This window comes from Streptomyces sp. ISL-10, assembly GCF_018614575.1.
Taxonomy (GTDB): Bacteria; Actinomycetota; Actinomycetes; order Streptomycetales; family Streptomycetaceae; genus Streptomyces.
Map to the genome: position 1 here is coordinate 197,258 of NZ_JAGGOJ010000005.1, position 13,622 is coordinate 210,879.

General features: G+C 70.9%; 12 protein-coding genes. 6 read left to right on the top strand and 6 right to left on the bottom strand.

The features are described from left to right. Positions 1-134: 134 nt before the first annotated feature. Positions 135-617 (bottom strand): CarD family transcriptional regulator, encoded by a 483-nt coding sequence (locus J7E88_RS05785; protein ID WP_003953493.1) that lies wholly within the window; start codon positions 615-617, stop codon positions 135-137. A 627-nt stretch (positions 618-1,244) separates the two neighbouring features. On the opposite strand from J7E88_RS05785, the gene J7E88_RS05790 reads away from it, so the two are divergent. Then, on the top strand, positions 1,245-1,928 hold the full coding sequence (locus tag J7E88_RS05790; RefSeq protein WP_215178000.1) for a DUF461 domain-containing protein: 684 nt from the start codon (positions 1,245-1,247) through the stop codon (positions 1,926-1,928). 142 nt (positions 1,929-2,070) lie between these two features. Here the strand turns inward: J7E88_RS05790 and J7E88_RS05795 are convergent, their stop codons facing one another. Together J7E88_RS05795 and J7E88_RS05800 are read right to left on the bottom strand one after the other, a co-directional pair. Then, positions 2,071-2,751 carry a response regulator transcription factor gene (locus J7E88_RS05795; RefSeq protein WP_018847140.1) on the bottom strand — a complete coding sequence of 227 codons (681 nt, stop codon included), beginning with the start codon at positions 2,749-2,751 and terminating at the stop codon, positions 2,071-2,073. After that, entirely contained in the window at positions 2,748-4,004 is a 1,257-nt protein-coding gene (locus tag J7E88_RS05800; protein ID WP_215178002.1) for a cell wall metabolism sensor histidine kinase WalK, read from the bottom strand. The genes J7E88_RS05795 and J7E88_RS05800 overlap by 4 nt, the downstream gene beginning before the upstream one ends. A 201-nt stretch (positions 4,005-4,205) precedes the next feature. On the opposite strand from J7E88_RS05800, the gene phoU reads away from it, so the two are divergent. Together phoU and J7E88_RS05810 are read left to right on the top strand one after the other, a co-directional pair. Next, positions 4,206-4,883: a phosphate signaling complex protein PhoU gene (phoU, locus tag J7E88_RS05805; protein WP_215178004.1), complete on the top strand. Its 678-nt coding sequence runs from the start codon at positions 4,206-4,208 to the stop codon at positions 4,881-4,883. A gap of 143 nt (positions 4,884-5,026) precedes the next feature. After that, complete coding sequence (locus tag J7E88_RS05810; protein ID WP_215178006.1) at positions 5,027-5,179, top strand: hypothetical protein; 153 nt, start codon at positions 5,027-5,029, stop codon at positions 5,177-5,179. A 769-nt stretch (positions 5,180-5,948) separates the two neighbouring features. Here J7E88_RS05810 and J7E88_RS05815 read toward each other — a convergent pair. Next, a complete protein-coding gene (locus tag J7E88_RS05815) occupies positions 5,949-6,710 on the bottom strand; it encodes a phosphoglyceromutase (RefSeq protein ID WP_215178008.1) in 762 nt (253 codons plus the stop codon). A 234-nt stretch (positions 6,711-6,944) separates the two neighbouring features. Here J7E88_RS05815 and J7E88_RS05820 point away from each other — a divergent pair, with 234 nt between their 5' ends. After that, on the top strand, positions 6,945-8,294 hold the full coding sequence (locus J7E88_RS05820; protein WP_215178010.1) for an MFS transporter: 1,350 nt from the start codon (positions 6,945-6,947) through the stop codon (positions 8,292-8,294). Positions 8,295-8,605: 311 nt separating this feature from the next. On the opposite strand, the gene J7E88_RS05825 is transcribed toward J7E88_RS05820, so the two are convergent. Together J7E88_RS05825 and mshA are read right to left on the bottom strand one after the other, a co-directional pair. After that, a complete protein-coding gene (locus J7E88_RS05825) occupies positions 8,606-9,106 on the bottom strand; it encodes a YbjN domain-containing protein (protein ID WP_215178012.1) in 501 nt (166 codons plus the stop codon). Between the two features lie 14 nt (positions 9,107-9,120). Beyond that, a complete protein-coding gene (mshA, locus tag J7E88_RS05830; protein ID WP_215178016.1) occupies positions 9,121-10,461 on the bottom strand; it encodes a D-inositol-3-phosphate glycosyltransferase in 1,341 nt (446 codons plus the stop codon). Between the two features lie 547 nt (positions 10,462-11,008). On the opposite strand from mshA, the gene J7E88_RS05835 reads away from it, so the two are divergent. After that, positions 11,009-11,794, top strand: a complete 786-nt coding sequence (locus J7E88_RS05835) for a class I SAM-dependent methyltransferase (protein ID WP_215178018.1) — start codon at positions 11,009-11,011, stop codon at positions 11,792-11,794. Positions 11,795-12,070: 276 nt separating this feature from the next. Beyond that, a complete protein-coding gene (locus J7E88_RS05840; RefSeq protein WP_215178027.1) occupies positions 12,071-13,162 on the top strand; it encodes a C40 family peptidase in 1,092 nt (363 codons plus the stop codon). The last annotated feature ends 460 nt before the right edge of the window (positions 13,163-13,622 follow it).

Consider the following 13,622-nt stretch of genomic DNA (forward strand, 5'->3'; position numbering starts at 1 on the left):
GCACGGTGCGGTGTGCGAGGCGATGTGCGACGCGGCGGGCAGTCGACGGACACTCCGTGGACGAACATGCCGCAGCGCCCGGCGACAGCTGGATCTCCCAGCATGTCAGCGGGCACCGCGGCATCAACCGTGCGTCAGGACGCGAGGACCTCGTCGAGCAGGGCCTCGGCCTTGTCCTCGTTGGTGTTCTCCGCGAGGGCGAGCTCGCTCACCAGGATCTGGCGCGCCTTTGCGAGCATCCGCTTCTCACCGGCGGACAGCCCGCGCTCGCGCTCGCGACGCCACAGGTCACGCACCACTTCGGCGACCTTGATGACATCGCCGGAGGCGAGCTTCTCGAGATTTGCCTTGTAGCGCCGGGACCAGTTCGTCGGCTCCTCCGCGTAGGGTGCGCGAAGAACCTCGAAGACCCGGTCGAGCCCGTCCTGACCGACCACATCGCGGACACCGACGAACTCCGCATTGTCCGCCGGCACGCGAACCGTCAGGTCGCCCTGGGCGACCTTGAGCACCAAGTAGGTCTTGTCCACGCCTTTGATCTGGCGAGTTTCGATGGCCTCGATCAGCGCGGCCCCGTGATGGGGATAGACCACGGTGTCGCCAACCTTGAACGTCATGTGACAGGTACCCCTTCCGTGGCTATCCAGGGTAACACGGATACGGCTTCTTCTGAATGGCGTTTTCGCAGGTCAGGGCATATCTCGGGGCTTGACAACTGCGACACGATCGTGCTGCGGACGGCAGACGGAGGGGGGTATTCGCAGGTCGGAGCCGCTGCGCGGGCACACAGAAACGCACACGTTACACATCGCGCACCCCCCTTCCAAGGGGATGAACGTCCTGATTTGCCGGGTTCCTGATGGCCGAGTTCCTGTAGTCCGTTCGAGGATCGGTCACTCACACGGCCCCCGGGGGCAGCGATTCCCGAATTGATCACGCCGGGCTATTCGCAAGGAAAGCGTGACCGCGCAGAAAATTGATCACCGGCGTTATGTGAACGGCGCGCGTTTCGCATGGTCGGAACGCCCGTGCGAAGTCCGAAAACCCACCGCCTTGTCGGTGACGGTTGTCGGCACGGGCACCGCTCGCCGTCGCCGGTCACGGGTGCCGTGCGCCTGCCGTACGGGCAAAGGGCGGGTCGGGTGCGGGGCGCGAGCGGCGGCTCGGTAACCTGAGCGCGAGCTGACGCCACTGGCCGGTGACAGCCGCCCAACCGTCCGTACGTCCTAGGAGATGCCGCCGCCGTGAGCAGCAGCCTTCGACGCGGTGCCCTCGCCGGCGCTGCCATCGTCTTCTCGATCGCCTCGCTCTCCGCCTGCGGTGCGGGCAACGACGCGCAGACCCTCGGCGTCAAGCCGGACAATGCCGCGACGGCCGTCGACAACCTCAAGCTCCAGAACGCGACCGTCATCACGCAGGCCCAGGCCCAGGCCGAGGGCCCGGCGGTCGTCTCCGTGACGGTCTTCAACGAGGGCACCCAGAAGCAGACCCTCGACTCCATCACGCTGCCCGGCTCCGACGCGAAGGTCGAGCTCAAGCCGGCCCAGGGCTCGGGCCCGATCACCGTTCCCGCGGGCGGCTCGGTCGTCATCGGCGGCCAGGGCAACGCGTCGGCGGTGATCGCGGGCGGCCGCGAGGCGGTGAACGACGGCGGCACACAGGAGGTCGTCTTCCGCTTCAGCGAGACCGGCAACGTGAAGATGCTGGCATTCGTCGTCCCGGCCACCGGCTACTACGCGGGCTTCGGCCCGAGCTCGTCGCCGAAGCCGACGGCCGAGCAGCCGGCCGGCCAGTCGCCGTCGGGCTCGCCCTCCGGTTCCCCGACGGGCACCCCGGCCGGCGAGGCCGGGCGGGAGGCCGCGGGCGGCGAGGCGGCGGTCCCGTCGGACTCCGCGTCGGCGTCTGCGTCGCACGGCACGGATCACTGACCCACTGGACTCACGACAAGGGCGCCCACCGGGACCGGTGGGCGCCCTTGTCGTATATGCGGGGCGTGGCGCGGGTGTCGGCGTCGTACGGCCTGTGTCGCGTGGCCTGTGCGTCCTACGCCGCCCGCCGGGCCGACGCGGCCTACGGCTCGAACTTGTAGCCCAGACCGCGGACCGTCACCAGGTAGCGCGGGGCGCCGGGGTCCGGCTCGATCTTGGCTCGCAGGCGCTTGACGTGGACGTCGAGGGTCTTGGTGTCGCCGACGTAGTCCGCTCCCCAGACCCGGTCGATGAGCTGCATACGGGTCAGGACTCGCCCCGCGTTGCGCAGCAGCATCTCCAGCAGGTCGAACTCCTTCAGCGGGAGGTCGACCTTACCGCCGGAGACGGTGACGACATGGCGGTCCACGTCCATGCGGACCGGGCCGGCCTCCAGGGCCGCGGGGGTGACCTCCTCCGGCTCGCCGCGGCGGCGCAGCACCGCGCGGATGCGGGCGACCAGCTCCCGCGAGGAGAAGGGCTTGGTGACGTAGTCGTCGGCTCCTATTTCCAGCCCGACGACCTTGTCGATCTCGCTGTCCTTCGCGGTCACCATGATGACCGGGACGTTCGAGCGGCCGCGCAGTTGGCGGCAGACCTCCGTACCGGGCAGGCCCGGCAGCATCAGGTCGAGGAGGACGAGGTCGGCGCCGTTGCGCTCGAACTCGTCGAGACCCTCGGGACCCGTGGTCGCCACAGCGACCTCGAAGCCCTCCTTGCGGAGCATGTAGGACAGGGCGTCGCTGAAGGATTCCTCATCCTCGACGACGAGCACTCGGGTCACGGAAGGACCTCCGGGGCAGGAATTTCACTGTTCGGATCGGTGTCGTAAGGCCGGTCGTCGTCCTCGTCGACGCGATCCGGGCCGGTGGTGGAGCGGTCCCGTGCGGCGCCCGCCTCGGGCAGCCGCAGGGTGAACGTGGAGCCCTGTCCCTCGGAGCTCCACACCGTGACCTCCCCGCCGTGCGAGGCGGCCACGTGCTTGACGATGGCCAGTCCGAGGCCGGTGCCTCCGGTGGCGCGGGAGCGTGCGGGGTCGACACGGTAGAACCGCTCGAAGATCCGCTCGCGGTCCTTCTCGGAAATACCGATGCCCTGGTCGGTGACGGCGATCTCGATGAGGTCGCCCCCGGGTGCGCTGACCCTGCGGGCGGAGATGCCGACGCGCGTACGGGCCGGCGAATAGTTGACGGCGTTCTCGACGAGGTTGCCGAGGGCGGCGGCGAGCTGGCCGCGGCTTCCCCAGATGCTGAGGTCGGCGGTGCCGCCCGAGGCCATGGTGATCTGCTTGGTGGACGCGGTGTGCCGGGAGCGGTCGATGGCCTCGGCGACCAGTTCGGCCACGCGCACAGGCTCGGAGTCCTCGAGCGGGTCGTCGTTCTGGACCCGGGAGAGGTCGATGAGCTCCTGTACGAGGTTGGTGAGCCGGGTCGCCTCGATCTGCATACGACCGGCGAAGCGCATGACCGCCTCGGGGTCGTCCGAGGCGTCCATGACCGCTTCGGAGAGCAGGGAGAGCGCGCCGACCGGGGTCTTGAGCTCATGGCTCACATTGGCGACGAAGTCGCGCCGCACCGCCTCTATGCGGCGGGCCTCGGTGAGGTCCTCGACGAGGAGGAGGACGAGGCGAGAGCCGAGCGGGGCGACGCGGGCGGAGACGGCCAGGGCTTCGCCGCGGCCGGTGCCGCGCCGGGGCAGGTCCAGCTCGACCTGCCGTATCTCGCCGTCGCGCCGGGTGTCACGGGCCATGTGCAGCATCGGTTCGACGGCGAGCTTTCCGCCGCGGACCAGGCCGAGCGCGTACGCCGCGGAGCTGGCCTTGACGACCGAGTCGGACTCGTCGAGGACGACCGCGGAGGAGCGGAGCACGGACAGCACGGTGTCGACGCCGGGCGGGAGCACGGCATCGGTGTGGAGCGAGGTGCGGGTGGGGCGCTTCTGTTCCCGCTCGCTCCAGCGGAACGCCAGCACCGCGATGACGCCGGTGCACAGACCGGCGATCGCTGCTGCTGCGGCGACCGCCGCGTTCACGTCCATGCTCTCCAGGTTATGCGGGGTGCCGGACACTCTCCCAGCCAAACGGGTGGCGCCTCGAACAGTCGTCGCTCAGAGTTCACCAAGGGGATAGTGATGGTTCATTTGCGGGGGAGCATTCGGACCACTAAGGGGCCGAACGTGGGAGCGTGGGGGTTCGAAGGCCCCACCCGGACCCCGGTCGCATCAAGAGAGGGACACCCAATGCGGGACGCGTACCACGAGGAACTGGACTCGATCGGCGAGGGCCTGGTCGAGATGGCCCGGCTGGTCGGGTCGGCGATCGGGCGCGCCACGACGGCCATGCTCGACGCCGACCTGAAGCTGGCCGAGAGTGTGATCGCCGCCGACCAGAAGGTCGACGACCTCCAGCACGACCTGGAGGCGCGTGCGATCGCCCTGCTGGCCCGGCAGCAGCCGGTCGCGACGGATCTGCGGATCGTGGTGACCTCGCTGCGGATGAGCGCGGACCTGGAGCGCTCGGGCGACCTCGCGCAGCATGTCGCGAAGCTGGCGCGGCTGCGCTTCCCGGACCGTGCGGTGCCCAACGACCTGCACGCGACGATTCTGCAGATGGGTCAGCTGGCGCAGCGGCTGATGGCGAAGGCGGCGGAGGTCATCATCACGAAGGACGTCGACCTGGCGCTCCAGCTGGAGCAGGACGACGACGAGATGGACCTGCTGCACCGCACGCTCTTCCAGCACCTGATGGACGACCGCTGGAAGCACGGCATCGAGACGGCCGTGGACGTGACGCTGCTCGGCCGCTACTACGAGCGTTTCGCCGACCACGCGGTGTCGGTGGCCAAGCGGGTGGTGTACCTGGTGACGGGCGAGTACGCGGACGACCTCCAGCAGCCGACGGCGGTCGAGGGCGCGTAGCGGCATACGACGGCGCACTGGGGGCGCTTGCACGCGTGCGCCGTTGATGCGCCGGGCCTGCCGGGCGTGCAATGGGCGAAGGCGGCATTTCCGTATGCCGGTGACGCGTGCGCTGTGCCGTGCACGCCCTTGAGGAGGCACCCATGGCCGAGTCCCCCATGACCGACTCCCCGCAGGAAGCGACCGGCGTCGAAGTGGTCTTCCTGCCCGTCCTCGGCGCCTGCGGCTGCGGCTCGGGCTGCGGCTGCGGCTGCCAGTCGGGGGCGCCCTGCCAGTGCGGCGGCTGCTGCGGCTAGCGGCTCGCCGGCACCCGTGAACCAGGCCCCGTCCCCAGGGGGAGGGGGGCGGGGCCTTTCCCGACGAAGACCCGGTGAAGCCCCCGGGTCTGTCCCCCGGTCCGTCCGTCTGTCAGTCGCGAGCCCAGTCGAACGGCATGGGTGCTCCCTGTGGGATCACCCATGGGTGGGGATAGCGAGCCTCGCATCCAGTGCAGCGCGCGACGAATGGACCGATCTCCGGGTTGGTGAGAAGGCTGTAGTGACTGGCCGGCTCGGCCGGGAGCACGTGTCCGTTTGCCGTCGTCTCCAGGCCAGGCCACTCCGGCGAGCACGCGCAGAGTCGTTCAACCGCGAACGGGTCGCCGTCAGACGTCGCAGCCGTGCCTTTGAACAGCCTGGCGAAAGTCTGTCGTATCGACATGGCAGTGTCCCGTGCCTCTGCGTCGGAGTCTCAAGCCTGCTGAGGGTAGCTGAGGTCGGCGGAGCTGCCTTGGGCCGGAGTGCCTTCGGGGCGAGTGAGTCGCGCAGCGGTCGGCGGGCAAGGTCGAGCAACGCGAGAAAGGCATCCGCTGGGGCGGACGCCCTCTCAAACCGACACTGCTGCGACCCGGCCTGACCCTGAGGATGTACGCGCACCTGATACCCAGCAGTCGGGGCCGCGCTCGGAAGGCTCTCGGCCTGGCGCTCCGGCCGCAGGATCCGCCGCACTGAGGGCCCAGAGGGCCCGGGACATGACAATGCCCCTCGCCTGCGCCGGATGCGCAGGCGAGGGGCATGATCAGGAAACCTACTTCTTCTTGCCCTGGTTCTTCACGGCCTCGATCGCCGCCGCCGCGGCGTCCGGGTCGAGGTAGGTGCCGCCCGGGATGACCGGGTTGAAGTCGGCGTCGAGCTCGTAGACCAGCGGGATGCCCGTCGGGATGTTCAGGCCCGCGATGTCCGCGTCGGAGATGCCGTCCAGGTGCTTGACCAGGGCGCGCAGGCTGTTGCCGTGGGCCGCGATCAGGACCGTGCGGCCGGCCAGGAGGTCGGGGACGATGCCGTCGTACCAGTACGGCAGCATGCGCTCGACGACGTCCTTGAGGCACTCGGTGCGCGGGCGCAGCTCGCTCGGGATCGTCGCGTAGCGGGCGTCGTTGGCCTGGGAGAACTCGTTGTCGTCGGCGAGGACCGGCGGCGGGGTGTCGTACGAGCGGCGCCAGAGCATGAACTGCTCCTCGCCGAACTCGGCCAGCGTCTGGGCCTTGTCCTTGCCCTGGAGGGCGCCGTAGTGGCGCTCGTTCAGGCGCCAGGTGCGGTGGACCGGGATCCAGTGGCGGTCCGCGGCCTCCAGCGCGAGCTGCGCGGTGCGGATGGCGCGCTTCTGGAGCGAGGTGTGGAGCACGTCGGGGAGCAGGCCGGCGTCCTTGAGCAGCTCACCGCCGCGGACTGCCTCCTTCTCGCCCTTCTCCGTGAGGTTGACGTCCACCCAGCCGGTGAACAGGTTCTTCGCGTTCCATTCACTCTCGCCGTGGCGGAGGAGGATCAGCTTGTACGGTGCGTCGGCCATGGGCCCGAGCCTAATCGACGCCGCGCCGACCCGGCTCGGGTGCCCGCAGAGCGGACGCGATGGACGATCGCCGCGCCGGGCCCGTGGAAACCACCCCCGGACAGCAACGGGTCAACTGCCCCTGCCCCAGCGCGCAATGACTCCGCCCCCGTCAATTCGGTGGCGGCCGGGACACGCGGCTCAGTAAGTTACGTAAGCAGCCTGAGCTGCTTACATACCCCGGGGGTCGCTCGCATGTCCATCGCCTCGTTCAGTCGCGCTCTGCGCGGGACCGTCTCGGGGCTGCCCGGGGGCTTCTGGTGGCTGTGGACCTCGACGCTGGTGAACCGCACCGGCGCCTTCGTCCTCACGTTCCTGTCGCTCTATCTGACCCAGGAACTGGGCTACTCCGCCTGGTACGCGGGCCTCGTCGTCGCGCTCCACGGGCTGGGCGGAGTGGCCGGGTCGCCGCTGGGCGGCGTGCTCACCGACCGGTGGGGGCGGCGGCCCACCATGATCTCGATGCACCTGGCCGGAGGGGCGTGCGCCGCCGCGCTGGCCGTGGTGACCAGCGCCCTGGGCATCGCGGTCGTGGTGCTGCTGATGGGTGTGGCGATGCAGGCCGTACGGCCCGCGATCAGCGCGACCATCGCCGACCTGGTGCCCGAATCCGGACTGCGCCGCGCCTTCGCGCTGAACTACTGGGCCCTCAACCTCGGCTTCGCCATCGCCGCCCTGGGCGGCGGCGCCGCGATCTTTCTCGGCTACCGCACGCTGTTCGTGGCCGACGCCGTCGCCACCGCCCTGTGTGCGCTGATCGTCTTCCTGCGGCTGCCCGAGACCCGCCCCGAATCGCGGTCCGACGCCGCCGCGGGAACCAGCGAGGAGAAGCGGCTGAGCGTCCTGGACGTGCTGAAGGACGCCCCCTTCCGGACGCTGGTCCTGCTCAACCTGCTCATCTGCCTGATCTTCACCGCTCCCTGGGTGGGCCTGCCGCTGACCATGGCGGCCGAGGGCCTGTCGGCCGATTCGTACGGCGTGGTCATCGCGGTCAACGGTGTGGTGATCGTCGCTCTGCAACTGCTGGTCAACAGGATCACCGAGAAGCGCTCCCCGGCCGCGCTGCTCACCGTGTCCGCGCTGCTCTTCGCCGCCGGTACCGGAGTCACGGCGCTGGCCGGCACGCCTTTGCTGTTCGCGGCGACCGTGGTGGTGTGGACGCTCGGCGAGATGGTCCACGTGCCGACCAACGCGGCCGCGACGGCCCGTCTGGCCCCCGAGCACGCCCGCGGCCGGTACCAGGGTGTGATGGGCATGTCCTGGGCGGTTGCCGGTTTCGTCGCCCCGATCCTGGCCGGCTGGGTGGTCGACGGGCCCGGCCCGGACGTCCTGTGGATCGGCTGCGCGGTCGTGGGCTGCGTCGCGGCGGCCGGTTACACGCTCCTGCTGCGCCAGGCGCTGGCCGAGAAGGGCAGCGAACCGGAGGCGGGCGACAAGGGCATCGCGCCGGTGGCGGTGGCGGCGGACGACACCGTGCTGCCTGTGGCGGCCGCCGCCGAGGAGGCCGCGCGGGGCAAGCCGAACACGTCGCACCTCTCCGGCTGACGTCCCCCTCCGTGCGCCCCGCCGGGCAGGCGGGTCGCCGGTCAGCAGGTTTTCGCCGCCGTGGACCCGCCGTGCGCGGCAGCCGTGTCGTCCGCGGTGACCCGTGTTCCCGGGTGCCACAGCGCGCACAGGAACGCGACACCCTGCGCGACGGCCTTCCCGTGGAACAAGACGCGCGCGCCTGAACACTGTTCATGTCCGCGTCGGCGGTGAACATGCCACGGCGCTCCGGTGCACCGGAAGAGCCGTGCACGAGGAAGCGAAGGGCCTGTGCGTGTAGGACTGCGAGGGGACTAGGGCCCGCCCGGCGGTCAGTCCGCGGGGCGCTGGATCAGATTCGTGAACGCGTCCAAGTTGCGCGTCGATTCACCGCGCGACACTCGCCACGCGTACTCCCGGCGGATCGCGCTCGCGAAGCCCAGTTCGAGGAGCGTGTTGAAGGAGCCGTCCGCCGCCTCCAGGACCGTGCCGAGCAGCCGGTCCAGTTCCTCGGGAGTGACCACGGACAGCGGGAGCTTGCCGACGAGATAGATGTCGCCGAGCCGGTCGATCGCGTAACCGACCCCGTACAGCTTGAGGTTGCGCTCCAGCAGCCAGCGGTGGACCGCGGCGTCGTTCTCGTCGGGGTGGCGGATGACGAAGGCGTTGACGGAGAGGGAGTGCCTGCCGACGAGGAGGGAACAGGTCGTCGACAGCTTGCGGGTCCCGGGGAGTTTGACGACATAACTGCCGTCGCCCGGCCTCTCCCATTCGAGTTCGGCGTCCTTCAGGGTCTGCTCGACGACCTGCCTCACGCGCTCTGCGTCAACCATGCAGGGAGCGTACGTCAGAGGTGGTGGGCCCGCGTGCGGTGGCGGTGCTCGTACATCGCGGCCGTGTACACGTCAGCCGTCGCCGACGCCGCCGTGCCCCATCCGAAGGACTGGGCATGCCGGGTGGCGGCCCCGCCCATGCGGTCGGTCAGCGACGGGTCGCGTACGAAGCTCGCCAGGACGTCCGCGTAGTGGGCCGGATCGTGGCCGGGGACGAGGAAGCCGGTCTCCTCGTCGCGCACCGCCACCGGGAGCCCGCCGACCGCGGCGGCCACCACCGGTGTGCCGGCCGCCTGCGCCTCGATCGCCACGAGCCCGAACGACTCGCTGTACGAGGGCATGACCAGTACCGACGCAGCCCTGAACCAGTCCGCGAGCTGCGCCTGCCCGACCGGGGGCCGGAAGTGGACGACGTCCGCGATGCCGAGCCGGGCTGCGAGCTTCTGCAGGCCCTCGGGCTTGGCCAGCCCGCTGCCGCTGGGGCCGCCGACGACCGGCACGTGGATGCGGTGACGCAGCGAGGGATCGCGTTCGAGCAGCAGCGCGACGGCGCGCAGCAGGATGTCGGGGGCCTTCAGCGGCTGGATGCGGCCCGCGAAGAGCGGGATGAACGCGTCCTGCGGCAGCCCGAGCCGGGCCCGTGCCGCGCCGCGTCCGTCGTCGGGACGGAAGACGTCGAGGTTGACGCCGGGATGGACGACGGCGACCTTCGCCGGGTCGGCGTCGTAGAAGCGGGCGAGTTCGTCGGCCTCCTCCGCCGTGTTGGCGATCAGCCGGTCGGCGGCGTCGACTATCTGGGTCTCCCCGATGACGCGGGAGGCCGGCTCGGGGGTGTCGCCCTCGGCGAGCGCGGCGTTCTTGACCTTGGCCATGGTGTGCATGGCGTGGACGAGGGGGACGCCCCAGCGTTCGGCGGCGAGCCAGCCGACATGGCCCGACAGCCAGTAGTGGGAGTGGACGAGGTCGTAGTGCCCGGGCCGGTGGCCCGCCCACGCCTGCATCACGCCGTGCGTGAAGGCGCACAGCTGCGGCGGCAGGTCCTCCTTGGCCAGGCCCTCGTAAGGGCCGGCGTCGATGTGGCGGACGGTGACACCCGGGGCGAGCTCGACGACCGGCGGCAGGCCGCCGGCGGTGGCACGCGTGAAGATCTCGATCTCGACGCCGATGGCCGCGAGCCGCTTGGCGAGCTCGACGATGTAGACGTTCATACCGCCCGCGTCACCCGTGCCCGGCTGGTGCAGCGGGGAGGTGTGGACGCTGAGCATGGCGACCCTGCGCGGCTTGCGGTGACCGCCGGGGAACCGCAGGCGGGGCGCCATCCGGCTGCTGCCGAGGCGGGAGACGTACTGGCTCACGTCGGCGGTCCTCTCGCTGCGGGCACGGCAAAACGCGGGATCGGGGCTCCCGCACGCCTGCACAACAGCGGAGCAGGCACGTCCATTTCCCCACCCCTGGCACTTTGCCAAATCATTACCCTGTGGCGGGGGCGGGCGACCGGCGAGGCGCAGTTGCCCGCGCCCCCTGCGCGCCCTTCAGGGCCCGGGGTGCGCAGCCCGCGGGGCGCACTCTCGGAACCCGAAGCCCGCGCAGCTTGTGGGGCGCACTCTCGGAACCCGAGGCACGCGGCTGCTCAGCCCGTGGGCCCACCCTCGGAACCCGAGGCCGACCCGCTCAGCCCCGGGCCCGCCCTCCTGGGGCCCTGCGCCCTCGGTGCGGCGGCTCCGCCGTGCGCAACCGGTGGCCGCCCTCACCCGGCCCTCCCGCCCTCACCCGGCCTTCACGGCCGTGCCGGCCGTCCCGACAGGAGGATCCGCCCTGTGCAGCCGCCGGCAGTGCCTTCCGGGCCACGCTGCGCCCGCCTCCCCGGCTGCCCACACGGCCACACCGCTTACCCTCGGTGACATGAATCGCCCCGTCGGGACCGCGACCCGCGGGACGACCAACCCCAACCGGCTGCGCCGCATGGACCGCTGGATCGCCGCGACACACGGCCCCGCCCTGCGCGGCGGCACCACGGCCCCCGTCGCCGTCGACCTCGGGTACGGGGCGGCCCCCTGGACCGCCGTGGAACTGCTGCAGCGGCTGCGCACCGCCGCACCGCGGTGCGAGGTCGTCGGCATCGAGATCGACCCCGCCCGCGTCGCCGCCGCGAAGCCGTACGAGCGCGACGGACTCACCTTCCGGCACGGCGGGTTCGAGGTGCCGACCGCGGACCGGCCGGCACTGATCAGGGCCGCCAACGTGCTGCGGCAGTACGACGAGGAGGAGGTCGCTGCGGTCTGGTCCCGGCTGTGCGGCCGACTGGCGCCCGGCGGCCTGCTCGTCGAGGGCACCTGCGACGAGATCGGGCGGCGGCACGTATGGGTGGCGCTCGGGCCCGAGGGGCCGCGGACGGTGACGTTCGCAACCCGGCTCGGCTCACTGGAGCGCCCCTCCGACCTCGCGGAACGGCTGCCGAAGGCACTCATCCACCGCAATGTGCCGGGCGAGCCGGTCCATGCGTTCCTGCGCGACTTCGACCGCGCCTGGGCGGCGGCGGCGCCGTACGCCTCGCTCGGGGCGCGGCAGCGCTGGATCAGGGCGGTGAGCGACCTGGCGGGCGAATGGCCCGTCAAGGACGACCGTCGACGGTGGCGGCAGGGCGAGGTCACGGTCGTGTGGGAGGCGCTCGCACCCGCCACGGCATGAGGCAAACCAGCAACACGGGTGAAGACGTCCCGGTTTGCACCGAACGGGACACCGTGACGGGTGAAGCGCCCCGGGCTGGGGAACGCAGGGACCCGGCCGCTCGTAGTGACGGTGGGGACGAGGGAGCAGATACCGCCGGGGTGGGGATCCATGGGGGAGAACTGCCGGTCAACCCTGTCGTTTTGGCGGTCGTCATGACACCATCTGCGACGTCACCCGTAAGTTACTGACGGTTAATCACCTGTTGTCGTCTGGCGTTCGCCCGGAGGGGGAGTCGTGAACCGACGCCGCTGTGCCACTGCCGCAGCGATCAGCCTGGTCTGCGCACTGACCGTGCAGGCGGTAGCGGGCCAAGCCCTCGCGGCCCCCGAGCCGCCCCCGCAGGCTCCCGCCTCGGTCACCGTGCCCGGAGAGATGGCCCCTCCCCCGCCGAGCCGTTCGCTCGAAGCGGTGCGTCAGCAGATAGACGCCCTCTACCGCCAGGCCGCGTCCGCCACGGACGCATACAACCTGGCGAAGGAGCGGACCGAGAAGCAGTCCGCCGAAATCGTGCAGCTGGCCCAGGAGATGGCCGAGGGCCAGGCCCGCATCGAGGACCTGAAGAACCGCGCGGGCGCCGCCGCCCGCGCCCAGTACCGCGCCGGCGGCCTGCCGCCCGAGGCGCAACTGGCGCTCGTCGACGACCCGCAGTTGTTCCTCGACGGCGTCGGCCGCATCCAGCAGGGCCAGAAGGCCACCAAGGACCTCATCGCCGAACTGACGCAGACCCAGGCCGACCTGGCCGCATACAGCAAGGACGCCAGCGCCCACTGGGAGCGGCTGGAGGCGAGCCGGCTGAAACAGGAGAAGGCCAAGAAGGAGATCAAGGCCAAGATCGCCGCGGCCAAGAAGCTCGAAGACAAGCTGGAGAAGGAGGAGCTTCAGCACCTTCTCCAGCTGGAGCAGCAGGCGCAGTACAGGGCCCAGAGCCAGTGGCTCGACTCGGGCATACTCGACGAGATCGACGGCCGCGCGAGCGAACAGGGCAGAAAGGCGGTCGAGTTCGCCACCGCGCAGCTCGGCAAGCCGTACGTGTGGGGTGCCGAGGGCCCGGGCTCGTACGACTGCTCGGGGCTCACCTCACAGGCTTGGGCAGCCGCCGGTCGCGGCATTCCGCGCACCTCGCAGGAGCAGTGGCGGCTGCTGCCCAGGATCGCCGTCAAGGACATGCGCCCCGGCGACCTGATCATCTATCACGCGGACGCCAGCCACGTCGGTATGTACGTCGGCAACGGCGCGATCATCCACGCCCCGCGCCCGGGAAGGAACGTCACTGTCGCGGGCGCCGGGTCGATGAGCATCCTGGGAGTCGTGCGCCCCGACAAGTGAGGCGTGCCGGTCGGGCGCCACACCGGCCGGCCGTCGGGAGGGGCACCGCGCACCGGCGGCCCCACGCCTGGCCGCCCCCGAGCCATCACCGCCCACCGCCTCCCCGGTGGGCCGACCGGTAGGCCCGCCCACCGGGCCTGCCCACCGGCCTGCCCACCGGGCCCGCCCGCCGAGTGATGTGCGTCCCATGCCCGCGCCCGCTCCGCCGGGTGCAGGGCGCGCGCTCTGTGACGCAAGTGACGTGCGCCACCCGGCACATGGGGCGAAAGGGACGACCGGGCGATGGCGGCGTGATGTTCGTCATGGCCCGCTGGGCAACTACCTCCCCATGCGCGGCATATGCCAACGGCTCTTCGCTGATCGCCATTCCGTTCGGCCACCCCCTACCGCTATGGTCCCCGTCTGGCGGGACGTCGATCGTCGCCCTGCCGCCCTCGGGGGGAGGGAAGGAAACAGAACC

What these genes read in the sequence shown, in the direction of transcription:
- J7E88_RS05785 (WP_003953493.1), bottom strand. Translation starts at nt 617, where the DNA reads ATGACGTTCAAGGTTGGCGACACCGTGGTCTATCCCCATCACGGGGCC.
- J7E88_RS05800 (WP_215178002.1), bottom strand. Translation starts at nt 4,004, where the DNA reads ATGGACGTGAACGCGGCGGTCGCCGCAGCAGCAGCGATCGCCGGTCTG.
- phoU (WP_215178004.1), top strand. Translation starts at nt 4,206, where the DNA reads ATGCGGGACGCGTACCACGAGGAACTGGACTCGATCGGCGAGGGCCTG.
- J7E88_RS05810 (WP_215178006.1), top strand. Translation starts at nt 5,027, where the DNA reads ATGGCCGAGTCCCCCATGACCGACTCCCCGCAGGAAGCGACCGGCGTC.
- J7E88_RS05815 (WP_215178008.1), bottom strand. Translation starts at nt 6,710, where the DNA reads ATGGCCGACGCACCGTACAAGCTGATCCTCCTCCGCCACGGCGAGAGT.
- J7E88_RS05820 (WP_215178010.1), top strand. Translation starts at nt 6,945, where the DNA reads ATGTCCATCGCCTCGTTCAGTCGCGCTCTGCGCGGGACCGTCTCGGGG.
- J7E88_RS05825 (WP_215178012.1), bottom strand. Translation starts at nt 9,106, where the DNA reads ATGGTTGACGCAGAGCGCGTGAGGCAGGTCGTCGAGCAGACCCTGAAG.
- J7E88_RS05835 (WP_215178018.1), top strand. Translation starts at nt 11,009, where the DNA reads ATGAATCGCCCCGTCGGGACCGCGACCCGCGGGACGACCAACCCCAAC.